The following is a 22,080-nucleotide window of genomic DNA, read 5'->3' on the forward strand; positions in this document are numbered from 1 at the left end:
GGACTCCGCCAACAACTACAACAAGAGGATCACCCCCATGCGCCTGACCCGTCTCGCCTGCGCCGTCGCCTTCGGCCTGGCCTGCCACTCGGCCCTGGCCGCCACTGCCTACGTGTCCAACGAGAAGGACGACAGCATCAGCGTGATCGACCTGGACAGCCTGGAAGTCAGCGCCACGCTGGAGGTGGGCATGCGCCCGCGCGGCTTGCTGCTGTCCTCCGACAACAGGCTGCTTTACATCTGCGCCAGCGACTCGGATCGCGTGCAGGTGATGGACCTGGCCACACGCAAGATCATCAAGGAGCTGCCCTCCGGTGCCGACCCCGAGCAGTTCGCCCTGCACCCCAACGACCGCTGGCTGTACATCTCCAACGAGGACGATGCGCTGGTCACCGTGGTCGACGCCCAAAGCGACGAGGTACTGGCGCAGATCGACGTGGGCGTGGAGCCCGAAGGCATGGCCGTCAGCCCGGACGGCAAGTGGGCGGTCAACACCAGCGAGACCACCAACATGCTGCACTGGATCGACACCAGCACCCAGCAACTGGTGGACAACACCCTGGTCGACCAGCGCCCGCGCCATGTCGAGTTCGACAAGGACGGCAAGCGCCTGTGGGCCTCGGCCGAGATCGGCGGCACGGTAACGGTGCTCGACGTGGACTCGCGCCAGCTGCTCAAGGTGCTCAACTTCGCCATCAAGGGCGTGCACCCGGACAAGGTGCAGCCGGTCGGGGTCAAGCTCAGCGACGATGGCAAGTACGCCTTCATCGCCCTGGGCCCGGCCAATCACGTCGCGGTCGTGGATGCCAGAAGCTACGAGATTCTCGACTACCTGCTGGTGGGCCGGCGTGTCTGGCACCTGGAGTTCACGCCGGACCAGAAGCGCCTGCTGACCACCAATGGCGTCAGTGGCGATGTCTCGGTGATCGACGTCGACAGCCTCAAGGTGACCAGGTCGATCAAGGTCGGCCGTTATCCCTGGGGCGTGGTGGTGACGCCATGACGGCCCTGGCGGTGGAGGCGCTCGGCTTCGCCTACGGCGCCCGCCGTGCGCTCGACGAGCTGACCTTCGAACTGGCGCCCGGCCGCTTCGGCGCCCTGCTCGGCCCCAACGGCGCCGGCAAATCCACGCTGATCGCCCTGCTCACCCGCCTGTACGACCTGCAACAGGGCGATATCCGCATCTTCGGTCACAGCCTGCGCCACGCCCCGCGCCAGGCGCTGCGCCAGCTGGGCGTGGTGTTCCAGCAGAGCACGCTGGACCTCGACCTCTCGGTGCAGCAGAACCTCGCCTACCACGCCGCCCTGCACGGCATGCCGCGACGCGAGGCACAGGCGCGCATCGAAGAGGAGCTGCTGCGCCAGGATCTCGGCGAACGCCGCCACGACAAGGTACGCACCCTCAATGGCGGCCATCGGCGCCGGGTGGAGATCGCCCGTGCCCTGCTCCATCAGCCGCGCCTGTTGCTGCTCGACGAGGCCAGCGCCGGGCTCGACCCGGCCAGCCGCCTGGCGCTGGGCAGGCACGTGCGCAACCTGTGCCGCGAACAGGGCCTGTGCGTGCTGTGGACGACCCATCTGCTCGACGAGGTCGAGCCCTCCGACGACTTGCTGATCCTCCATCATGGCCAGCGCGTGGCCTGGGGCAAGGCCGGCCAGCTGGGCGATGACCTGGCCATCAGCTTCGCCCGCCTGACCGGCGATGAAGCCCTCGGCCGTGGCCATGTGCGCGAGGCGCTGCGAGCGAACCTTGATCCCCAGGCCCGCAGAAGCGGCTTCAGCCGCGAACACCCCACCGAGGAGCCGCAAGCATGAGCGCCTACTGGCAATGCCTGCGCGGCATCGTGCTGCGCGAATGGCTGCGTTTCGTCCTGCAGCGCTCGCGTTTTCTCAGCGCCCTGGTGCGGCCGCTGCTCTGGCTGCTGGTGTTCGCCGCCGGCTTTCGTGCGGCGCTGGGCATCGCCATCATCGAGCCCTACGACACCTACATCACCTACGACACCTACATCGTGCCCGGCCTGGCCTGCATGATCCTGCTGTTCAACGGCATGCAGGGGTCGCTGTCGATGGTCTACGACCGCGAGATGGGCAGCATGCGCGTGCTGCTCACCAGCCCGCTGCCACGCGCCTTCCTGCTGGTGGCCAAGCTGCTGGCCACGGCGCTGATCTCGCTGCTGCAGGTGTACGCCTTCCTCGCCATCGCCTGGGTCTACGGCGTGCAACCACCGGCCTGGGGCCTGCTCGCCGCCCTGCCGGCGCTGCTGCTGGTGGCGCTGCTGCTCAGCGCGCTGGGGCTGCTGCTGTCCAATGGCATACGCCAGCTGGAGAACTTCGCCGGGGTGATGAACTTCGTCATCTTCCCCATGTTCTTCCTGTCGTCCGCGCTCTACCCGCTGTGGAAGATGCGCGAGTCCAGCGAGTGGCTGTACTGGCTGTGCGCGTTCAACCCCTTCACTCACGCCGTGGAGCTGGTGCGCAACGCCCTGTACCTGCGCCTGCAGGTGGAGGCACTGCTGATCTGCATCGGCCTGAGCCTGGTGCTGACACTGCTCGCCGTGCTCACCTTCAACCCGCAGCATGCCGCCCTGCGCAAGGCCGGCTGAAACGGCGCGCCAGCCCGAGCGGTTGGCGCCTGCCACGGGCAGTCGGCCGCCGCTCCGCCAGGCCTTTCTACTACTTTGGTACTGGTTTTCCTCTCCAACGTAGAATTCCCAAGCCTGCGACCATGGCCTGTAATACCGGGACAACTATAAGTAGAGGCCTTGCCATGAAGTACCGTCTGCCTTTGCGTGCAGGCCTGATGCTTGCCTCGCTGCTGCTGGTCTGCCTGGTGCAGTCCGACGAGCTGTTCGACGCAGACGGCTACCGCAGCGCGCAGTACCGCAGCCCCACGCCGGAACAGCTGCAAGGCGTGCAGACGCTCGACACCCCCGCCCTGCAGCGGCTGCTGGCCGAGCAACCACGAACCACGCTGATCGACGTCTATCGACGCCCCTGGTTGCAGGGTCGTTTCATCGAGGATGCGCCCCACGCCAACCTCCCCGGCAGCCTGTGGCTGGCCAATGCCGGCGATGGCAACCTCGCGCCCCAGTGGCAGCGCTACTTCGCCCACTACCTGGAGCAGGCCAGCGGCGGCGACCAGCAGCACCCGCTGGCGTTCTACTGCCGCTCCGACTGCTGGCTGAGCTGGAACGCCGCGCGCCGCGCCCATGCCCTGGGCTACCGCCAGCTCTACTGGTACCGTGACGGCATCGACGCCTGGGAGCAGGCCGGCCTGCCCCTGGTGCCGGCGCAACCTGCCGAACTGCCTGCTGCTTTCCTCACGCCCACCGCCACCCCATAATCACAACAACGAGGTGCAAGGCCATGTACAAGATTCTGATTGCCGACGACCATCCGCTGTTTCGTGAAGCCATCCATAACGTCATCGCCGACGGTTTTCCCGGTAGCGAGATCATGGAAACCGCCGACCTGGACAGCGCCCTGGAGCTGACCCAGAACCACGACGACCTGGACCTGATCCTGCTCGACCTGAACATGCCCGGCATGCACGGCCTGGGCGGGCTGATGAACCTGCGCAACGAGGCGCCGACCATTCCGGTGGTGATCGTATCCGCCGAACAGGACAAGCAGATCGTGCTGCAGGCCATCACCTATGGCGCGGTGGGTTTCATCACCAAGTCCTCGCCACGGGCGCAGATGACCGACGCCATCGCGCAGATTCTCGACGGCAACGTCTACCTGCCGCCGGACATCATCCGCTCGCAGAAGAGCGGCAGCTCGCGCCCGCATCACGACAACCACAGCATCCCGCCGGAACTGCTGCAGGCCCTGACGCGCAAGCAGCTGCTGGTGCTCGAGCGCATGACCAAGGGCGAGTCGAACAAGCAGATCGCCTACAGCCTGGATATCGCCGAGACCACGGTGAAGGCGCATGTCTCGGCCATCCTGCGCAAGCTGGGCGTGCACAACCGGGTGCAGGCGATTCTCTCGGCCGGCGACATCGACTTCGCCTCCTACCTGCGACGCTAGCGCCAGCGTCATCCGCTTGTGCTAAAACGGCGGCCTCATTCACGGGAGTCCGCCATGCTGATCCGCCCCTTTCAACCGAGCGACGAAGCCGCCGTCGTCGACCTCTGGCAACGCTGCGACCTGACTCGCCCCTGGAACGATCCGTACAAGGACATCCAGCGCAAGCTGCAGGTGCAGCCCGAGCTGTTTCTGGTCGGCGAGATCGACGGCACCCTGGTGGCCTCGGCGATGGCCGGCTACGAAGGCCATCGTGGCTGGGTCAACTACCTGGCGGTCTGCCCGCAGCAGCGCCAGCGCGGCCTGGCGCGCCAGCTGATGGCCCATATCGAGACGCTGCTGCTGGCCATGGGCTGCCCCAAACTGAGCCTGCAGGTGCGCGACACCAACGCGGCCGCACTGGCCTTCTACGAGCGGCTTGGCTACCAGGTCGATGCCTCGGTGAGCCTGGGCAAGCGCCTGATCGCGGATGATTGATCACAGGCAGATCACGTTTCACCGATCCACCGCTGCGGTGGATGTAAAAGGCGACATCCACCCTACGGCTCTGCTTGTCGTAGGAGCCCGCTTTCGGGCGATCCATGTATCCATGGCCTGATCGCCGGCAAGCCGGCTCCTACAAAGACCGTCCGATTGCGACTCACGCCCTGTAAATCTGCCCGCTGAGCAGGCAGCGCGCTACGGATATGGCCCGCGTTCAAGCCCCTGCCCCGCGCTCCATCAGGTGACTCATCGCCGTCTTCAGCTTCATCGGCCGCACCGGCTTGTGCAGCAGACTGTGGCCAAGCTCGCGCATCTGCTGCTTGAGCTCGTTACTGTAGTTGGCAGTGATCATCAGCGCCGGCAGCGGTGCGCTGCGCCTGGCGTTGATCTGCGCCACGGCATCGACGCCGTTGCGTTCGTCGTCGAGGTGGTAGTCGGCGATCAGCAGGTCGGCCTCGGCATGGTAGTTGTCCACCTGGCGCGCCAGGTCTTCCTCGGACAGTGCGGTAACCACGCGACAACCCCAGCCTTCGAGCAGGGTACGCATGCCGGCGCAGATCGCCGCGTCGTTATCCAACACCCACACCCGGGCGCCGCTGAGGCGCTCGATCAGCTGGTCCGGGCTGTCCTGCACGGCGCGCACGCGCGGCGCCCGGCGGGTCAGCGGCACCTCCACGGCGAACATCGAGCCACGACCCTGCTGCGAGGCCACGCGGATGCGATGGCCGAGCATGCGCGAGATCTTGTCGACGATGGCCAGCCCCAGGCCGAGCCCGCGATCCTGCTTGCGCTGCACCGTATCGCCGCGCTTGAACTCCTGGAATATCTCGCCGAGCTTGTCCGCAGGAATGCCGATACCGCTGTCCCAGACCTCGATGGACAGGCTGTTGCCACGCCGCCGGCAGCCAAGCAGCACGCGCCCGCTGGCAGTGTAGCGGATGGCGTTGCTGAGGAAGTTGCGCAGTATCCGCGCCAGCAGCTGCACGTCGCTGCGCACCAGCGCCGAGCTGGGCAGGTAATCCAGGCGCAGCCCCTCGCTGCCGGCGACCTGGCGGTACTCGGTGGCCAGGTTCTCCAGCAGCTCGCTGACGGCGAAGGGCGCGATATCCGGCTTGATCACCCCGGCATCGAGCTTGGATATGTCCACCAGCGTGCCCAGCAGGCTCTCGACATCCTCCAGCGAGTTGCTGACGTTGCGCACCAGCGGCTCGCAGCCGGAGAGATCCGGCTTCTCCAGCAGCGCGCTGGTGAACAGCCGGGCGGCGTTGAGCGGCTGCAGCAGGTCATGGCTGACCGCCGCGAGAAACTTGGTCTTGGACAGGTTGGCCCGCTCCGCCTCGCCCTTGGCCTCGCGCAGGCGCGCCTCCATCTGCGTGCGCTCGTCGATCTCGCGGCGCAGCTGGTCATTGACCGTGGTCAGCTCGGTGGTCCGTTCGCGGACACGCTGCTCCAGGTGCTGATAGGCCTGGTGCAGCGCCTCGGCGGTACGCCGGCGCTCGGTGATGTCGCGGATCAGCACGAAGATCCCCACCACCTCGCCGCTGGCCAGGCGATTGGGCACGTAGGAGCGCAGCATGTAGCGCTCCTGGCCACTGTGGTTGGTCTCGGCGAACTCGAAGGTCACGCTCTCGCCGGACAGCGCCAGCTCCACGTAGGGCTCCAGGCGCTGGCAGTGCTCCTCGCTGTGCACCTCGCGCAGGCTCTGGCCGAGCATGGCGCCGCGCGGCCAGCAGTACCACTCCTCGTAGACCTTGTTGGTGAACTCGTAGACCAGATCGGCGGACAGGTAGGCGATCAGCGCCGGGACGTGGTCGGTGATCAGGCGGATCCAGCGCTCGCTCTCGCACAGCGCCTGCGCCTGCCGATGGCGCTCGGTGATATCGGTGAAGCTGTTGACGAAGCCGCCGGTGGGCAGCGGATGGGTGCGCACCTCGAGCATGCGTCCATCGAACAGGCGCACTTCCACCTGGCGCAACAGCTTGCCATTGGCATCGCGGCTTTCCGGGGTCAGCGGCTCCAGCTCGCTCTCGGCCATGACCTCGGCGAACGGTCGGTGGGCATTGATCGGTGCCAGGCCGCAGAGTTCGAGGAAGCGGTGATTCCACAGCTCCAGCGCCCCTTCGGCATTGACCATGGCCATGCCCTGCGACAGGTTGTCGACCGCGCGCTGCAGCAGGCGGGACTTCTGCGCCAGCGCCTGCTCGCGGCGCAGCGCTTCGCTCTGTTTCACCTCGGTGATATCGGTGTAGAGGATCACCAGCCCGCCCTCACGGGTCGGCCGCTCGCTGACCTGGACCCAGCGCCCGTCCTGCAGGCGGAACAGGCTCGGCTCGCCCTCGCGGCCCAGTTGCGCTTCCACCACCAGCCCGGTGCTGCGGCTCAGGCGGCGAATCTCCTCCAGCCGCGTACCGGTGCCGATGCGCGCCCGGCTGCGTTCCCACAGGGCCTTGAAGCGGCTGTTGAACAGCACGATGCGCTGGCGATCGTCGAACAGCACGAAGGCGTCGGAAATGCTCTCGATGGCGTCGATCAGGTGCTGGTGGGCGGTCTCGGCACGCAGGCGCGCGTCACTGAGCAACTGATTGCTCGACTTCAGTTCGGCCATCGCCTGGTTCAGCGCATCGGTGCGTTCGCGCACCTGCTCCGACAGCACCACCGAATGCTGGAACGCCGCGTAGGCGTCGTCCCCCCGGGAGTGGATCGACTCCACCCGTTCGATCAGCGCCGCGTTGATGCGCCTGAGCTTGGCGTTCTCCTGCTCCAGGGCCGCACAGCGGGCCTGCAGATCAGCGCTCGCCACGCCCGACAGGTCGGCCAATGGCGACACCGGTGAAGGTCTGATTGATGTGCATGCCATTGAACTGCTCTCCGTAGGTGTTGAAGCCGATCACCCCCTGCTGACGCAGCAGCGTGGCGACCGACTCGACGCCGCCGTCGTTCTCGATTTCCAGGCGCCGCAGGAAACAGTCGCAACCGATGGTCAGCAGCAGCGGCCCCAGGCGCTGTTCGAGCCCGGCGAACAGCTGCTCCAGGTTGGGCAGCAACGGGCCGGGATGCATGGCGGTGAGGACGATGCCGTTCTCCACCGCGCAGTAGAACGTCAGGCTGAGGTCGTCGTGCACCTGCTGGATGGAGCGCACGTAGTAGTGATCGCTGATGCGCACCGCCAGCGGATAGGCGGCGAACACCCGGTGATCGAGGGCATCGAGCGGAACGCCGATCAGGTCGGCGTACTCCTGCGCGGCGGGCATCGCGTTGAGTTCGTAAACCCGGCGACTGGTGCTGTCGGCACGGGTGACCACCAGCTTGTCGCCGCGGGGCTGGATGTGGTGGGTGCTGAACACCTCGAAATCCAGCCAAGTGTTGAACAGCACCACCACCGCCGCGCCACTGTGGAAACGCCCGCCGTGATAGACGTGGGTATGCGTCAGGTGGTTGTCGTCGCCCGCCGAGCCGCCGAAGTGCGGGATGCTGCCGAGCGCCGCGCTGAGCGCGCCGAGCACCAGCTCCTCACGGCTGGACAGGCCATCGAGCAGGGTCAGGGCGAAGCTGTGGCCCTTGATCGAGGCCAGCTCGTTGCTGCGGCAGTCCTTGACCAGGCCGTCCACCAGGTGCTGCGCGTCGAGCAGGTTGAAGCGCTCCATCTCATCGATCAGCGCACTGGCGATGGAGAAGCAGCGCAGGTCGAAGCCCAGCGCCACCACGCAGCCCCGGTCGTAGCCCTGCGGGGTGATCTCGCCGGCGCTGGTGCAGCCGACCAGGCTGACGCCGCCGAAGTGCGCCTCCAGCGCCTGGCCGAGGCCGTCGAGGTCGTATTCGGCCGAGCAGAAGAACAGCACGAAGCCCAGATAGGGATGAATCAGCTGGCGTGCCAGTTCCTGGGCCGCCAGTTCCACGTCCTTCGTGCTGGATACCGCCCTGAGCACCCCTTGCGACTGTTCCAAGGCCATACCACGCCCCAATGCACCTACTGATCGAGTGGAAATTCTACGAAGCGCAGCTTGCCCGCCCCATGCTACTTGAGTACTGGATCGGGCCTTCCTAGGTAGGGTGCGCCTTGCACAGCAGCCATGCAGCCGCGACGTGGCCCGGATGAAATCCGGGATGTGCAACGGAAAACGCCCCGGATTTCATCCGGGCTACAGGGCCAGGGATATGCAGCAGCCACAGACGGCAAAAGGCCGGGCGAGGGTCGCCCCCCCTGCCCGGCCTCGAACGCTGCGTGTTACCAGCTGAGTACCGCACCCACGGCGAAGGTGTCGGTGTCCTCGTTCAGGCCGCTGCCGGCGGCGGCATCGATCTGGTACTGGTTGTACTCGGCGACCAGCTTGAGATTGTCGTTGATGGTGCGGAAATAGGCGATGCCACGGGTCTCGTAGTCAGCCGCCACGCCCAGGCCGTTGCCGTCGTCCTCGGTCTTGCCGTAGGACAGCGCCAGGCGGTTCCTGCCCCAGCTGTAGGAGCCCTGCAGCAGGTAGCCATCGCTGTCGATGTCACGCAGGGTCGGCTCGCCCAGGTTGTTGGTGAAGAACGGGTTGATGCCCTTGGCCTGGAAGCCGGAACCGGTCAGCGACAGGCCGCCGAACTTGGCCTGCACGCCATAACCGAGGCCCTTGGAGGTCACCGTGTCGACGGTGTCGTCGGTGTTCTCGGAGGTCTGGTAGGCGCCGTTGATCCAGGTGTAGATGGTCGAGCCGCCGACCTCGAACTGGTAGCTGACCTCGGACTCGAAACGGGGATTCTCCTGGTAGGCCTTGCCGGTGGCGCTGTCGTCGTTGGTGTCGACCGGGTCCATGATGCCCACCGCCACGCGCAGGCCCTCGGCCAGGTTGTTGTTGCGGTAGGTGATCTGCGAGGTCGGGAAGGGGTACGGGTAGCCGGTGCCGATGTTGCCGAAGGACACGCCATTGCCGTCCACCAGGCCCAGGGTGTCGGAGACGTTGCCGTAGCCGGCCAGCAGCTCGTCGAGGAAGATGTTGGAGCGCGAGAACAGGCCGAAGTCCTTACCCACCAGCACCTCGCCCCATTCCGGGTTGGAGACGGTGCCGTAGAACTGGCGAACGTCGATGGCGGTATCGGTGCCGTTGGTTTCGCTGTCGTTGATGGTGACCCAGAAGGACGAGCGCCCGGTCAGCTTGAGGTCATCGATCTGCTTGCCGAAGTTGAAACCGATCCAGTTGGGCAGGAAACCCATCTTCACCCGTGACTGACGGCGGTCGAACTGGTCGCCATCGCGATCCACGTCACTGTTGACGTAGAAGGCGTTGATATAACCGTCGGTGGAGAAAGTGGTGTCGTCCTGGTCGTACAGGACGATCTCGGCGGCAGCCTGCTGCGCGGTCGCCAGGGCGACGGCGGTGGCCAGGGTCAGGGGCAGAAATCGAGTGATGGCGATCTTGTTGTTGTGCATAACGCTCTCCGCTTGAGTGGCGACCGCCAGGGCAGTCGTGTCGGAGGCGATTATCGAAAGCGCGCCCTGGCGGCCATACGCTGCCTTGGCAGCGTTTGCCTGCTGCTTTGGCCTGGAGTGACCGGCCCGCTTCAGGCGGCTCGCGACCAGCCTGCTACCGGTAGCAGGAGAAAGGTCGTAGTACCCGCCAGCCCTTGGATGTAGAACGACGGCGCACGGCGTCTGCCAGGCGCGGCGAACGCACGCACGGGAAACGCCCGGGGCTCGCCGAGCGGCCACGGGTTCGATAGGGAGAGGGAAAGACGGGAGCAGCCTAGACCGGCGTCGCGGCTCCACTGGCCAGCACGCGCCAGTCATCGGCGCGCAGCAATTGCCGGTGCGCGCGCAGCAGATCGCGGGGCGTCAATGCAGCCATTGCCCGCTGCAGCCTTTGCGGGTGAGCCTCGGGCAGCCCGGCCTGGTGCAGTTGCCACAGCTGCTCGGCGCGTGCCCGGTTGGTGGTGGCCGGGGCCAGAGCCAGCTGCAATGCATCACGCTCAGCGGACAGCGCCGCGTCGTCCAGTACGGCGAGCGACTGGCATTGCTCATCGAGAAACGCGCGGATATGGGCAAAGATGCCTGGCGCATCGCACCGCGGGGACTGCAGGGCAAACAGCAAGCCGCGGCAGCCCTGGACCTGGCGAAAGCCGGCGAACAAGGCATAGCCCAGCTGCAGCTCGCCGCGCAGGCGCCGGTAAAAACGCCCCTGCAGCACCTGCCCGAGCAGGCGCCAGGCCGCCTCGGTGCGTGCATCGCGGGCAGGCAGCGGACAGAACAGCAGCAACGCCGCATCCGCGCCCGGCTGCGCCAGGCGCTGCCAGTCGAGACCTCGCGCCGCATCCGTGCATGGCGGCATGTCCGGCAGCGGCTCGACGGCCGCGCACAGCCCGGCCAGCTGCGCCTGTCCGGCGTCCCCCAGGCCGACGCTCAGCCCTTGCAGCCGGGGTGCAGCGGGCAGCTCGCACAGCTGCGGCAGGCGCAGCAACAGATCGCGCAATAGCAGGCCCTGAGCCTCCGGTTCGGCCAGCTCATCCAGCGGCGCCAGCAACACCGGCAGCAGCAGGCCACTGAATGCAGGCAACAGCGCTGCGGGCCCATGCAGCGCCAGGCTCCAGCCGGAGGCCTGCACGCTCAACTGGCTGCCGATGCCAAGCCGCTCGCCGCGCCAGCGCAGGTCGGCGCTGCGTGCTTGCAGGGTGGCCTCCAGGGCCGCCACGTCTGCCGTCACCGAACAGGGGCCGCGCCAGTGGAGAGCGGCCGGGCCGCCCTCGGCCTGCCCCGGATGATGTCGCAGCTCCGCCACCGGCAGAACGGCCGCTGCCGCGCTGGCGCCAGCCAGCAACGGCTCATCACAAGGCAGTTGCCATGTGTACGCCGGCGCCGGCACCGGCGATCGCTCCGCCAGTGCCCGTAACGGCAGCGCCAGGCCGATGGCGGGCCAACGGGGCTGCGCCTGGTCGCCGCAGTGCAGTTCGAACAGACCGTCACCCTGCGCCAGGGCCGCCAGCAGAGCGCTCAGGTCTCGCAGCGTCTGGTCGTCATCCTGCGCAGGCGTCTGCAGGTGTTGAGCCAGCGCCAGCGGGCCGAGGCCGAGCGACCTGAGAGCGGCTGCCTGCTGCTGATGCTGCAGGCGCAACGACCAGTGCGCATGCCCCCGCAGATGCGCGGCCCAATCCTGCACGACGGCGCGCAGGACGCCGCCCTGCTCCGCCGTGGCGCCGGCAAGGTCGAGGCGCAACAGACACTGCCCCGCGTGCTGGTACAGCACCCGCACCTGCAATTGCCGGCACAGCCGCCGTTCCCGCAGCGCCGCCAGCAGGCCACCGGGCGCTGGGTCATGCAGCGCGTCCAGCAACAGCGCCAGGGCGACCTCACAGCTACCGGCAGCGAGTTGCGCAGCAAACCCCAGATGCAGCGCAGGGCGCGCCTGCTGCAAACACCAGCGCGTTGCGCGCAGCGGCAGGAGGTCGGCCGGCGACGCGGAACCAACGCCGCCCTCGCCCCCTGGCAGCGCCCCGAGCAAGGTCTCGGCGATCGCCAGCAACTGTTCCGCAGGTTGTGGCCCGACCAGGGTCAGGCGCATGCACCCGGCCCGGAAGTAGCGCCGATGGTGCGCCCGCAGCGCCTGCTGAAAATGCGGCGACTCCACGGCCAAGGTGCGGCGATCCCCGGCCAGGAACTCGCCACAACGATGCCCGGCGGCCAGCGCCTGCCCCAGTGCCTGATCGATGCGACTGTCGCCATCCTGGCTGCGTGCCTGGTACTCGGCATGCAGCACGTCGCGCTCGCGCAGCTGCGCCTCGCTCTCCAGCAGCGGCCAGCAGAGCATATCCAGCAGGCGGGCCAGCGCCGGCTGCAGTTGCGCGGCCGGCAGCTCGCAGACGAAATCCGTATACCGCGCCCGGGTCGAGGCATTGACCAGGCCGCCATGGCGCTGGGCGAAGACCATCAGCCCCTGCTCGCCCGGGTAATCGCGGCTGCCGAGAAACAGCAGGTGCTCGAGAAAGTGCGCCAGGCCAGGATACTCCGGCGGCTCGTCATGGCTGCCAGCCGCCACCCGCAGGCACAAGCCGACGCGCTGCGCCCAGGGCTGCCGCTGCACGCACAGCTGTGCGCCGTTGGCCAGGTACAGGGTGTGGGCGGCAGGCGCATCCGGTTCGGGCATCGATCATCGATCTCGGGCAGTCTGCCGACAATCCTCGGCTCGCCACCAGTAGCGGACAATCCTTCTTTCGCCCTGGGGCACTACACCCTTGGTCGCATGCTCGTTTCCGTCAGGTACGCCGCCGTCACAAGCACCTAGGGCTCCAGAGCGCTCGTGCTCTTGCGAAACTTGCCGGGTGCAACGCCAAACATCTCGCGGAAACGCCGCTGAAAATGCGAAGGCGTCACGAAGCCGCAAGCGACTGCGACTTCGAGCAGCGCCTTGTTGGTGTACTGCAGCAACTGCCTTGCCCGGGTCAGGCGCAGCTCCAGGTAATAGCGCGGAGGCGTGGCCTGCACATGACGGCAGAACAGGCGCTCCAGATGACGACGCGAAATCCCCGAGTAGCGGGCGATCTCACCGATCTCGATCGGGTCTTCGATATTGCTGTGCATCAGCTCCAGGGCCGTTCTGAGCGAGCCCGGCAGGCGCGGGTCCAGGTCGAGCGAGGCGACGGATACATCGTAGGTCTGCCGCATCCTGTCGCAGCCCAGCACCTCTTCGACAGAACCGACCAGCTCGGCGTCCGCCGTCTGCCGCACCACCTCCAGCATCATGTTCAGCGAGCTGTTCGCCCCCGCGCAGCTGATCCGCCTGTGCGCAACGACATAGGAATGGCTGGTCATCCTGACCCTGGGGAAGAGTTCGCTCATCATCACCCTGCCGTCGGGGTGGAAGGCGCACTCGTGGCCGTCGAGCAGCCCGGCTTCGGCAAGGAAGTAGGCGCCGTTCCACAAGCCGCCGAGCACAGCGCCGCAGGCCTCGGCCTGACGCAACTTGCCACGCAGCAGCGGCTCGGCGTGCAGAGCGGTACGGAAGCCGCCGCATACCACGATCATGTGCTGCTCTCGCTCGTTCAGCTCAGCGAGCCGACAGTCGACCGAGATGGCGATACCGAGATCGCTGACGACGACGTCCTGGTACCCCACCACGCGTACGTCATACAGCGCCGTGGCGTTCATCAGGTTGGCAGTGACCAGTGCATCCACCGCTCCGGTGAACGCCATCATCGAAAAGTTTTCCAGCAACACGAAGGCCACCGGCAATCCGTTGGCTGCAAGCCGGTCATCCTGGCGCCGGCGCAGATGCATGCGGTTCTTGTCCCTCAGGACACTCTCGAAGGAGGATTTCACGGTGCTGGCAACTCCATCGAAGTCAGTGGCCGTCGCCCTCGGGCGAGGCCTTCAGGGCGCGGTCCGTGCAGCCGCGCCGGGGATGGCACGGGCCTGCGGGAAAGGACGCCCGCGCAGTTCCCTTTGGCCAGCGCTTTCAGATACTCTCGGGGGTCTGTCGGAACAGGTTTGCACCTGCCTTCCTCTTCAATTCTAGGGCCCGCCCGTACGCTGCAGAATTGACTTTTTATTCAGGAAGTTGAATACCTTTCGTTATGGTCATGCACACCGAGCCCGATCAGACGCTGATCAAGATGCCGTCGCTGCGAGCGGTCAAATCCTTCATCGCCGCAGCCAAGTACCAGAACTTCACCAGGGCTGCCGAGGCGCTGTGCGTGACCCAGGCGGCCATCAGCCGGCAGATTCGCGAGCTGGAAAGCTACCTGGGTGCGGAACTGTTCACCCGCGCCGGTCGCGCGGTGGAGCTGACCACCGCCGGTTCGATCTTCTACGACGCCGTGCAACTGTCCTTCGTCAATATCGCCCAGGCAGCCGAACGCATCCGCAGCCACAACACGCGCAAGCGGGTACTGACGCTGTGCTGCTCGCCGGCCTTCTCCGCATTGTGGTTGGCGCATCGTTTGCCGAGTTTCTTCAGTGCCAACCCGGACATCGACCTGAACCTGATCACCACGCAGAACTTCCTGTCGATGGAGCCAGGCGTACGCCCCGACATCTTCATCACCAAGCTGGCCAAGGTGCATGATGGCTACCGCAGCACGCCGCTCTTCCATGACATCATCTACCCCGTCTGCACCCCGCACTATCTGCAACAGCACCCTGAACTGAACAGCCTCGAGGGGCTACGTGACAGCGTGCTGCTCAACCTCACCCCCTACGGCCGTTCACAGGTCGCCGAGCATGTCGACTGGGGCGTCTGGCTGGCATTCAACGATATCGATATGGAGGCCCGTGCTCACGACAGCCCCCACTTCTTCAATGCCAACGACTACAACATGCTGATCCAGATGGTCCTCAGCCATCAGGGCGTGGCGCTGGGCTGGCATCACCTGGTGGGGCATCTGATCGAACAAGGGCTGCTGGTACGACCGCTGGCCGAAGAGGTCGTGCATCGCGAGAGCCTGCACTACCTGACGTTCCGCGAAGACCGGGAAGATGACGATGCCTGCTGTCGCCTGCGCGACTGGCTGATGCAGCAGCTCTGACCGGCGCTGCAGTGCTTCGACGGCTGTGCGCCCTACATCAGCGACTGTTGCAGCCAGAGCATGCCCATGCCGCTCGCCAGCGGTCAGCAGGATGCTCTTCGTGCGCCATGCGACCAGTGCAGCCAGCGCAGCCGCGAGCAGGCGGGCATTGCCCGGATCGAGCGCCATCTCGCCGCCGGGATGGGTCACGGCAGGCAACACCAGCGCGGCCAGCACGCTGGCCGGCACATAGGCGAGCGCCTGGCTGAGCAGCGTCGGAATACGCAGGCGACCATACGCCTGGATGAAGGAAACCCGCAGCGCGAAGGTGCCGAGACCGATGGCGACGAACAGCGCCCAGAGCGCCAGATCCGTGTTCATGGCGCCTCCTTGTTGGTCGCACTGGCAGGCGCTGGCGAACGACGGCGCCCGACGAACAGACCGGTGCAGATACCACAGAAAGACGCGAGCAACAGCCCCAGGTTGTACGGAAGCCCGATAGCCAGTACCGCGACGACACCGCCGACGCAGGCGGCGGCAAGGCTGGCACAGTTGCGGATCGCCGGCACCAGCAGCCCCAGGAAAGACAGGGGAATGGCGAACTCCAGCGACCAGCTCGCGGGTATCCCGGCGCCGATGAAGACGCCAGCCATCACCGACAGCTGCCAGCTCAGCCACATGCTCAAGGCACTGCCGGCATAGAACCAGTACCCCAGGACAGGGTCGCCACCCGACGACAGCCTCATGATGCTCAGCGCATAGGCCTGATCCGACAGCATGTATGCCAACGGCCATTTCCAGCGCCGGGGCAAGTGATGCAGGTAAGGCGCCAGCGAGGCGCTGTACATGACGAAGCGCAGGTTGATCACCAGCGCCGTGAGCAGGATCACCAGTGCGACCGCATCACTGCGCAGCAACTGCAATGCCGCCATCTGCGCCGACCCGGCGAAGAACAGCAGGGTCATGCCAAGCGTGGCGCCCGGAGAGAATCCCTGCTCGACCGCCATCACCCCGGTGACCAGGCCGAAGGGAATGACCCCCGGCACCATTGGCAGCAGGGCTCGAACACCCTCGAAGAATGCCGTCCAGTGTCGCGTCACATCATCCTCCAGCGCATCGGTGAACTGTGGGCTGCCAGCGCATCGTCGGCCGCTACAACTCGATCCCCGCCTGCCACTCCTTCCAGCGCATGGTCATATTGGCGCCGAGCGACAGGAAGGGTTCGGGAGGCAGGCGGCTGGGCTGGGCACTGGCCTGGAAATCGTCGAGCAGGGTGGAGCGCTGATTCAGCGCCAGCTCCGCCGCGAGGAGGCCTGACAAGGTCCCCTTCACGGTGCCCAGGCCGTTCTGGCAGGCAGCCGAGAACACCCGCTCTTCCTGCTCGCCGAACGCCGCCACCGAGTTCAGCGACAGGCACAGACGCCCGCCCCAGCGATGATCCATCGACACGCCGTCCAGCATCGGGAAACGAGCCGAGAAGGCACGGTCATGCAGCCTGGCAGCCCGACGGATATGGCGCTCGCCGATCTCCATGGACTGGTTCAGGGTGAAGTGGTTGCGTACGGTGATGCGGTGGCCGCTGCCGTCATAGCTCGACACCCGGCGCAGCGTCGTACCCATCGGATCGGCCGGGAGCAGGCTCCAGTCCGGGACGCCGCCCAGACGCTTGACCTCGGCCTCGCTCAGCGGCCTGGTCATCGAGGCGTATGTGAACACGTGCAGCAGGCGCTGCGCAAAGTAGCCGAACGACTGGATATGGCCATTCACCGCGAGGATCACGTGACGTGCGCGCACCCTGCCCTTCGGCGTCTGCAGCACGTGACGGTCACCGAGGGTCATCGACACGACCGGGCTGTGCTCATAGATGCACACTCGCCGGCTCAGCTCAGCGGCAGACATGCGGATGTAGGCCGCCGGCTGGATCATCACGGAATGAGGGGTGAACAGGCCACGACGGTAGAAGTCCGTGCCTGTCCAGGCCTTCATCTCCGTCGCATCCATGATCCTGAACGCTTCACCCAGCGAGGCCAGGTGCCGGCTGTAGGTATCGATGTGCTGCTCACCTTTCTGCGTCGCCGCCCCCGTGACCTTGCCACAGGGGTCGAACACCTGTTTCGGCATTGCGGCCTCCGCGGCGGTGTGCCGGGCGAACTCGATGGCGTGCCGATTCAGGCGGATCTGCCTGAGGTCGGCATCCTTGGCGCCGGCATAGGTTTCGGAATTCAGCTCATGGGGCAGATCGATCATGAAGCCGCTGTTACGCCCCGCCGGCCCCTCGGCGAGCCGGCCGGCCTCCAGCACCACGACTCGCTGCCCAGGCACCAGCTGGTTCAGGCGACGAGCCGCAGCGAGGCCGGCGAATCCGCCGCCCACCACGGCCCACTCGGCATCGATGTCTTCATCGAGCTGCGGGTAGACAGGTGCTGAAGACAGTATCGCGTTCCATGCCGCAGGGCCTGTATCCCTGGGCAGACGCCTTACCTTTATTGTTTTGCTCATAAACGGACCTGCCAGGATGACAGCTGGGTAGAGAGGGCAAGTACCGCCCTCATGAATGTGCAGGAAATTGCAAACGTGGCGTGACGCAGGCCGCCCGCCGAGCGGACTCGCCGATGCCCCAGGCAGGGCATCGGCGAGTCGCCGGGCACGGGCACGACGACCGGTGCGTCTCAGCGCGCCCGCCCTCAGCCCTCGATCGTTTCGTCCCCGAGGCTGATCCAGATCGTCTTCAGCTCGGTGTACTGATCGTGCGCATGGATCGAGTTGTCACGACCGCCGAAGCCCGACTGTTTGTAACCACCGAATGGCGTGGTGATATCCCCTTCGCCGAAGCAGTTGACGGTAACGGTGCCGGCCCGGATGGCCCGCGCGGCCCGCAGGGCCTTGCGCGAACTGGCGGTGAACACGGAGGCGGCCAGACCGTATTCGCTGTCGTTGGCGACCGCGATCGCCTCCTCGAAGCTGGACACGGTCACCACCGCCAACACGGGGCCGAAGATCTCCTCGCGAGCCAGCACGTCACTGCTGCGCACACCATCGAAAATCGTCGGCGGCACGAAGTTGTCGCCCAGCACCTCGCCACCGAGCAGCAACCGATGGCCGGCCTCCCTGCCCTGGCGCAGATAGCTGCACACCTTGGCGAAGTGCCCGCCGTCGATCAGCGCGCCCAACTGATTGCTCGGGTCCAGCGGCTCGCCCGTGCGCCACTCGGCCGCCTTGGCGCAAACCCGGCTCAGCAGCTCGTCCTTGATCTTTTCATGCACGATCAGACGCGAGCCGGCCGAGCAGTTCTCGCCCATGTTCCAGAATGCCGCCGAGACCACCTGGTCCGCGACTGCATCGAGGTCCTCGGCGTCATCCAGAACGATGCAGGGGTTCTTGCCACCGCACTCGAGCACCACCTCTTTCAGGTTCGACTCGGCGGCGTAGTGGAGGAAGCGACGGCCGGTTTCGGTCGAACCGGTGAACGCCACCATGTCGACATCCGGATGACGCCCCAGCGCCGCGCCGACGACCGAGCCGGAACCGGTGACGACGTTCAGTACCCCAGCTGGCAGGCCGGCCTCCCTGGCCAGCTCGGCGATACGCAGCGCCGTCAGCGAGGTCTGGGTCGCCGGCTTGACCACTACCGAGCAGCCCGCAGCCAGCGCCGGCCCCAGCTTCCAGCCGAGCATCAGCAGCGGGAAGTTCCATGGCAGCACGGCGCCGACCACGCCGATCGGCTCGCGCACGACCATCGCCACCACGTCCGAGCCGACCGGCGCGGTCTGGTCGTAGATCTTGTCGATGAGCTCCGCATGCCACTTCAGCACGTGGATGGTTTCAGGCACATCGATGGTCTCGCAGTCGGCAATGGGCTTGCCGGAATCGAGACACTCCAGCACCGCCAGCGCCCGACGGTCGCGCTCCATCAGCTCGGCGAGACGAAGCAGGGTCTCCTTGCGCTCACGCGGATGCAGGCGACTCCAGCGACCATCCTCGAACGCCTCGCGGGCGCTCTGTACGGCCAGATCGACATCCTCGGCGCCACAGGCCGCGATCTCCGCCAGGACCGCCCCGGTCGCCGGATTGATGGTCGGCAGCGTCTGTCCGGACAGCGCCGGGCGGAACGCCCCGCCGATGAAGCTCTGCGTCTGGATCTTCAGGCCATCGGCAATGGCACGATACTCATCAAGGGTCAGCAGGTCGCTCATCACTTGCCCTCCTTCTGGATCGCGGCAATGCTCGCCTTCAACGTGCGAATCACCGTTTCCAGCTGCTGTTGCTCGGCCTCGTCCAGGCCCAGCAAGGGCTTGCGGGTCACCCCGGCGAATCGACCCGCCAGGGTCACGCCGTGCTTGACGCTCTGGATGAACTTGCCACCCTGCTCCAGCACGCTCATCAGCGGCATCATCGCGCCCATGATGCGCCGCCCCTTGTCGAAGTCGCCTTCCACGACGCAGGCGTCGTACAGGGCGATATGCTCCTCGGCGAGGAAGTTGGAACCTGCGCAGACCCAGCTCCTGGCGCCCCAGGCGAAGTACTCCAGCGCCTGGTCGTCCATGCCGCAGGAAGTCTGCAGGTCGGGATACTTCTGCATCAGCAGATGCAGGCGGTTGATATCGCCCGAGCTTTCCTTGATGGAACGGATGTTCGGCGAAGCGAGCACCTCGTCCAGGCAGGCCTCACCCATCACCGTGCCCATGCGCGCCGGGTAGTTGTACAGCATGACCGGCAGGTTGGCGGCGCGGTCCACCGCCAGCACGTGCTGCGCGACTTCGTGCTCGGTCGGCAGCGAGTAAGGAGGCGTGGCGACCAGGATCGCATCGGCCTTGTACTCGGCGGCCGCCCTGGCCAGGCGAATCGACTCGTTCGGATCGATCGAGCCGGTGCCGAAGATCACCGGCACACGCCCCGCACAGCGCGCCACCGCGATCTCGAGCAGGCGAACACGCTCGTCGTGAGATTCGACGTAGTACTCGCCCGTCGTGCCACCCACGACAACGCCATGCACCCCGGCCTCGATCAGATAATCAATGGACGCCATATATGCATCGAAGTCGATACTGAAGTCTTCACGAAAGGGCGTAATTACCGGGGTATAGATTCCTTCAAATCGCATAGGCCTCACCTATTAATAATTGTCGTGGTTCGAAACAAAACACAAAGACGAACGACGCAAGATCTAATGACAAGCGACGTCACGCGACAATCAACTTTTATGTTCCACAAACGATAACTTCAGGTAATGGCGCGCCTTGCACCTGAATAGCGGGAGCTGCCATAACGTGACGTTATCGTTTGCTCGCCGGTTTTGTTTCTTGACGCTCAGTGACGACCGACATACCGTTCAGACCGGCGTGTTAACAACCCATCTGGACACAACAAAGATTGAAGAGCGCGTGACTCGGCAATCAAACAACAGTCCCGGAGATAAAAATGAAACAGTCGATCCGAACGCTATTTAAAGCATCACAGGCAGTCGTCATTTCCACCGCCCTGGCGCTGGGCTGCACTACAGGGGCACTGGCAAGCAACAAGGACTACAGCTTCAAACTTGCACTGGAATCCGGTGATCGCGACTCGGCGTCGGCCAAATCCATGCAACTCTGGGCCGACCAGATAAAGGAAAAGTCCGCCGGGCGCATGAAGGTCGATATTTATTATCAGGGTGAACTTGGTGGCCAACAGGAACTGTTCGACCAACTTGTAAAAGGCAATATCGATATGATGTTGACCTGGCCTCAGACTTCGTATGACGAACGCCTTGGCGTCAACTACATCCCCTACCTCACCCTGGGCTGGGACGACGCGCTGAAAGCCTATGACAAAGACGGCTGGCTGAAGAACATCCTCGACCCGGTCTATGCCGATATTGGCCTGAAGTATTTCGGCCCCTACCCCGAAGGTTTCGGGGGCATCGCGACCAAGGGCCGTTATGCCACCAATTATCAAGATGCCGCCGGCATGAAAGTTCGGTCGCAGCCCGTATTCCCGCTGCCTCAAACCATGAAGGCCATGGGCTTCCAGGCCGTTCCGATCGACTGGGCCGAAGTCTACACATCGATTCAGACCGGGGTCGTCGACGGCGACTCGAGCAACGTCATCTATTGGGACTACGAATACTTCCGCGACCAACTCGATTACTTCGTGCACTCCAAGCACAACTTCTCGTCCTACGCCATGCTGATGAACAACGCGACCTGGGAGGCGCTCGACGCCGAGGATCAGTCGATCATCGCCTCGGCGGCAGAACACGTGATCGACAAGCAGTTCAAGGACGCCAAGGCCGAGGACGACAAGTGGATTGCCAAGGCCCAGGAGGCCGGCATGAAGTACATCGAGCCCTCCACCGCAGACATGCAGGCCTGGGTCAAGCGGGTACGGGCCGAGGTATGGCCGGAAGCGGAAAAATCCCTTGGCAAAGAGATCATGGACAAGATCCGCGCCAACGCCTCCGTCCCCGAATAATTAGCCGGCGATAACGCCAGCCTTGAGGCAACCCATGCGTCTTACGGTTGCCTTTTTCTATTTACAACAGCAGGACATCTTGATGAACAAGTTGCTGACACTGATGGTGTCGATCGACAAATTTCTCATGCTCATCATCAAGCCGGTCGTCGTCGTAATCAGCTTTCTGGTAGCTGTTTTCCTGGCCTATGGCATCTTCGCGCGCGCCGTGATGGGCAAACCGGTGTTCGGTCTCGAGGAGCTGGTGCTGCTGGGCGCCATGTGGCTGTACATGCTGGGCGCCGTTCTCGCCTCACGTGACCGCTCGCACCTGACGGCCGACTTCATCGAGGTCATGTTCAAGAACCCGAAGACGATCCAGGCGTTTCGTATCGTCGCCGCGCTGATATCGCTGGTCATGGCGATCTTCTTCGCCTCCTGGAGCTACGACCTGCTCTATTGGGCCGTCATCAAGGGCCAGAGCAGCACCGTGCTGAAAATGCCCTGGTACCTGTCACAGAGCAGCCTGTTCGTCGCCAGCATCCTCTTCATCTTCTATCAACTGCGAGATGTCCTGAACGACATCAACAGCTTTCGTTCCTGCAGCGGCCCTGATCAAGAACAGGCCTGAACATCCAGAACCCGCCACTCGCAGATAAACCTACAAGA

At 65.2% G+C, this 22,080-nt stretch carries 18 protein-coding genes and 1 pseudogene; 9 read left to right on the forward strand and 10 right to left on the reverse strand.

All coding sequences use genetic code 11. The features are described 5' to 3' along the window. The first annotated feature begins 37 nt into the window (after positions 1–37). The 6 genes from JLK41_RS15430 to JLK41_RS15455 all read left to right on the forward strand — a co-directional run bounded on the left by JLK41_RS15430 (position 38) and on the right by JLK41_RS15455 (position 4,506). On the forward strand, positions 38–1,003 hold the full coding sequence (locus tag JLK41_RS15430) for a YVTN family beta-propeller repeat protein (protein ID WP_210389305.1): 966 nt from the start codon (positions 38–40) through the stop codon (positions 1,001–1,003). Further along, positions 1,000–1,815, forward strand: coding sequence for an ABC transporter ATP-binding protein (locus JLK41_RS15435; RefSeq protein WP_152489032.1), 816 nt, complete (start codon positions 1,000–1,002; stop codon positions 1,813–1,815). The genes JLK41_RS15430 and JLK41_RS15435 overlap by 4 nt, the downstream gene beginning before the upstream one ends. Continuing rightward, a complete protein-coding gene (locus JLK41_RS15440; protein ID WP_047589417.1) occupies positions 1,812–2,603 on the forward strand; it encodes an ABC transporter permease in 792 nt (263 codons plus the stop codon). The genes JLK41_RS15435 and JLK41_RS15440 overlap by 4 nt, the downstream gene beginning before the upstream one ends. Before the next feature lie 164 nt (positions 2,604–2,767). Further along, a complete protein-coding gene (locus JLK41_RS15445; protein ID WP_175253098.1) occupies positions 2,768–3,343 on the forward strand; it encodes a PQQ-dependent catabolism-associated CXXCW motif protein in 576 nt (191 codons plus the stop codon). A gap of 23 nt (positions 3,344–3,366) precedes the next feature. Continuing rightward, positions 3,367–4,032, forward strand: coding sequence for a response regulator transcription factor (locus JLK41_RS15450; protein WP_037057181.1), 666 nt, complete (start codon positions 3,367–3,369; stop codon positions 4,030–4,032). A gap of 54 nt (positions 4,033–4,086) precedes the next feature. Beyond that, the gene (locus JLK41_RS15455; RefSeq protein WP_047589423.1) at positions 4,087–4,506 is read left to right on the forward strand and encodes a GNAT family acetyltransferase; all 420 of its coding nucleotides are present in this window, start codon (positions 4,087–4,089) and stop codon (positions 4,504–4,506) included. Between the two features lie 220 nt (positions 4,507–4,726). On the opposite strand, the gene nahK is transcribed toward JLK41_RS15455, so the two are convergent. The 5 genes from nahK to JLK41_RS15480 all read right to left on the reverse strand — a co-directional run bounded on the left by nahK (position 4,727) and on the right by JLK41_RS15480 (position 13,798). Next, complete coding sequence (gene nahK / locus JLK41_RS15460) at positions 4,727–7,369, reverse strand: hybrid sensor histidine kinase/response regulator NahK/ErcS' (protein ID WP_167519177.1); 2,643 nt, start codon at positions 7,367–7,369, stop codon at positions 4,727–4,729. Continuing rightward, the gene (nosP, locus tag JLK41_RS15465; RefSeq protein ID WP_175253781.1) at positions 7,299–8,462 is read right to left on the reverse strand and encodes a nitric oxide-sensing protein NosP; all 1,164 of its coding nucleotides are present in this window, start codon (positions 8,460–8,462) and stop codon (positions 7,299–7,301) included. Before nosP ends, nahK begins: the two co-directional genes overlap by 71 nt. 275 nt (positions 8,463–8,737) lie before the next feature. After that, the gene (locus JLK41_RS15470; protein ID WP_150605627.1) at positions 8,738–9,922 is read right to left on the reverse strand and encodes a porin; all 1,185 of its coding nucleotides are present in this window, start codon (positions 9,920–9,922) and stop codon (positions 8,738–8,740) included. A gap of 313 nt (positions 9,923–10,235) precedes the next feature. After that, positions 10,236–12,626: a pyrroloquinoline quinone biosynthesis protein PqqF gene (gene pqqF / locus JLK41_RS15475; protein ID WP_210389306.1), complete on the reverse strand. Its 2,391-nt coding sequence runs from the start codon at positions 12,624–12,626 to the stop codon at positions 10,236–10,238. Positions 12,627–12,760: 134 nt separating this feature from the next. Continuing rightward, positions 12,761–13,798: a GlxA family transcriptional regulator gene (locus tag JLK41_RS15480; protein WP_210389307.1), complete on the reverse strand. Its 1,038-nt coding sequence runs from the start codon at positions 13,796–13,798 to the stop codon at positions 12,761–12,763. A gap of 254 nt (positions 13,799–14,052) precedes the next feature. Here JLK41_RS15480 and JLK41_RS15485 point away from each other — a divergent pair, with 254 nt between their 5' ends. Next, on the forward strand, positions 14,053–15,003 hold the full coding sequence (locus JLK41_RS15485; RefSeq protein WP_210389308.1) for a LysR substrate-binding domain-containing protein: 951 nt from the start codon (positions 14,053–14,055) through the stop codon (positions 15,001–15,003). A 32-nt stretch (positions 15,004–15,035) separates the two neighbouring features. On the opposite strand, the pseudogene JLK41_RS15490 reads toward JLK41_RS15485, so the two are convergent. The 5 genes and pseudogenes from JLK41_RS15490 to JLK41_RS15510 all read right to left on the reverse strand — a co-directional run bounded on the left by JLK41_RS15490 (position 15,036) and on the right by JLK41_RS15510 (position 20,083). Beyond that, positions 15,036–15,363 (reverse strand): annotated as a pseudogene (locus JLK41_RS15490) (AzlD domain-containing protein). Further along, positions 15,360–16,031 (reverse strand): AzlC family ABC transporter permease, encoded by a 672-nt coding sequence (locus JLK41_RS15495; RefSeq protein ID WP_210391243.1) that lies wholly within the window; start codon positions 16,029–16,031, stop codon positions 15,360–15,362. Before JLK41_RS15495 ends, JLK41_RS15490 begins: the two are co-directional and overlap by 4 nt. A 103-nt stretch (positions 16,032–16,134) precedes the next feature. Beyond that, positions 16,135–17,481, reverse strand: a complete 1,347-nt coding sequence (locus tag JLK41_RS15500; RefSeq protein WP_047591428.1) for an NAD(P)/FAD-dependent oxidoreductase — start codon at positions 17,479–17,481, stop codon at positions 16,135–16,137. Between the two features lie 185 nt (positions 17,482–17,666). Beyond that, the gene (locus tag JLK41_RS15505) at positions 17,667–19,175 is read right to left on the reverse strand and encodes an aldehyde dehydrogenase (protein ID WP_210389309.1); all 1,509 of its coding nucleotides are present in this window, start codon (positions 19,173–19,175) and stop codon (positions 17,667–17,669) included. Further along, positions 19,175–20,083, reverse strand: coding sequence for a dihydrodipicolinate synthase family protein (locus JLK41_RS15510; RefSeq protein WP_047591431.1), 909 nt, complete (start codon positions 20,081–20,083; stop codon positions 19,175–19,177). The genes JLK41_RS15505 and JLK41_RS15510 overlap by 1 nt, the downstream gene beginning before the upstream one ends. Before the next feature lie 317 nt (positions 20,084–20,400). Between JLK41_RS15510 and dctP the strand changes: the two genes are divergently transcribed. Together dctP and JLK41_RS15520 are read left to right on the forward strand one after the other, a co-directional pair. After that, positions 20,401–21,432, forward strand: coding sequence for a TRAP transporter substrate-binding protein DctP (dctP, locus tag JLK41_RS15515; RefSeq protein WP_080757095.1), 1,032 nt, complete (start codon positions 20,401–20,403; stop codon positions 21,430–21,432). Between the two features lie 82 nt (positions 21,433–21,514). Continuing rightward, positions 21,515–22,042: a TRAP transporter small permease gene (locus JLK41_RS15520; RefSeq protein WP_175253789.1), complete on the forward strand. Its 528-nt coding sequence runs from the start codon at positions 21,515–21,517 to the stop codon at positions 22,040–22,042. Positions 22,043–22,080: the final 38 nt, after the last annotated feature.

Origin of the sequence: Ectopseudomonas khazarica (assembly GCF_017915135.1) — a bacterium.
Classification (GTDB): domain Bacteria; phylum Pseudomonadota; class Gammaproteobacteria; order Pseudomonadales; family Pseudomonadaceae; genus Aquipseudomonas; species Aquipseudomonas khazarica.

Excerpts from the sequence above, each read along its gene's own strand:
- JLK41_RS15430 (WP_210389305.1), top strand. The coding sequence starts at position 38 with ATGCGCCTGACCCGTCTCGCCTGCGCCGTCGCCTTCGGCCTGGCCTGC.
- JLK41_RS15435 (WP_152489032.1), top strand. The coding sequence starts at position 1,000 with ATGACGGCCCTGGCGGTGGAGGCGCTCGGCTTCGCCTACGGCGCCCGC.
- JLK41_RS15440 (WP_047589417.1), top strand. The coding sequence starts at position 1,812 with ATGAGCGCCTACTGGCAATGCCTGCGCGGCATCGTGCTGCGCGAATGG.
- JLK41_RS15445 (WP_175253098.1), top strand. The coding sequence starts at position 2,768 with ATGAAGTACCGTCTGCCTTTGCGTGCAGGCCTGATGCTTGCCTCGCTG.
- JLK41_RS15450 (WP_037057181.1), top strand. The coding sequence starts at position 3,367 with ATGTACAAGATTCTGATTGCCGACGACCATCCGCTGTTTCGTGAAGCC.
- JLK41_RS15455 (WP_047589423.1), top strand. The coding sequence starts at position 4,087 with ATGCTGATCCGCCCCTTTCAACCGAGCGACGAAGCCGCCGTCGTCGAC.
- nahK (WP_167519177.1), bottom strand. The coding sequence starts at position 7,369 with ATGGCATGCACATCAATCAGACCTTCACCGGTGTCGCCATTGGCCGAC.
- nosP (WP_175253781.1), bottom strand. The coding sequence starts at position 8,462 with ATGGCCTTGGAACAGTCGCAAGGGGTGCTCAGGGCGGTATCCAGCACG.
- JLK41_RS15470 (WP_150605627.1), bottom strand. The coding sequence starts at position 9,922 with ATGCACAACAACAAGATCGCCATCACTCGATTTCTGCCCCTGACCCTG.
- pqqF (WP_210389306.1), bottom strand. The coding sequence starts at position 12,626 with ATGCCCGAACCGGATGCGCCTGCCGCCCACACCCTGTACCTGGCCAAC.
- JLK41_RS15485 (WP_210389308.1), top strand. The coding sequence starts at position 14,053 with ATGGTCATGCACACCGAGCCCGATCAGACGCTGATCAAGATGCCGTCG.
- JLK41_RS15495 (WP_210391243.1), bottom strand. The coding sequence starts at position 16,031 with ATGGTGCCGGGGGTCATTCCCTTCGGCCTGGTCACCGGGGTGATGGCG.
- JLK41_RS15500 (WP_047591428.1), bottom strand. The coding sequence starts at position 17,481 with ATGAGCAAAACAATAAAGGTAAGGCGTCTGCCCAGGGATACAGGCCCT.
- JLK41_RS15505 (WP_210389309.1), bottom strand. The coding sequence starts at position 19,175 with ATGAGCGACCTGCTGACCCTTGATGAGTATCGTGCCATTGCCGATGGC.
- JLK41_RS15510 (WP_047591431.1), bottom strand. The coding sequence starts at position 20,083 with ATGCGATTTGAAGGAATCTATACCCCGGTAATTACGCCCTTTCGTGAA.
- dctP (WP_080757095.1), top strand. The coding sequence starts at position 20,401 with ATGAAACAGTCGATCCGAACGCTATTTAAAGCATCACAGGCAGTCGTC.
- JLK41_RS15520 (WP_175253789.1), top strand. The coding sequence starts at position 21,515 with ATGAACAAGTTGCTGACACTGATGGTGTCGATCGACAAATTTCTCATG.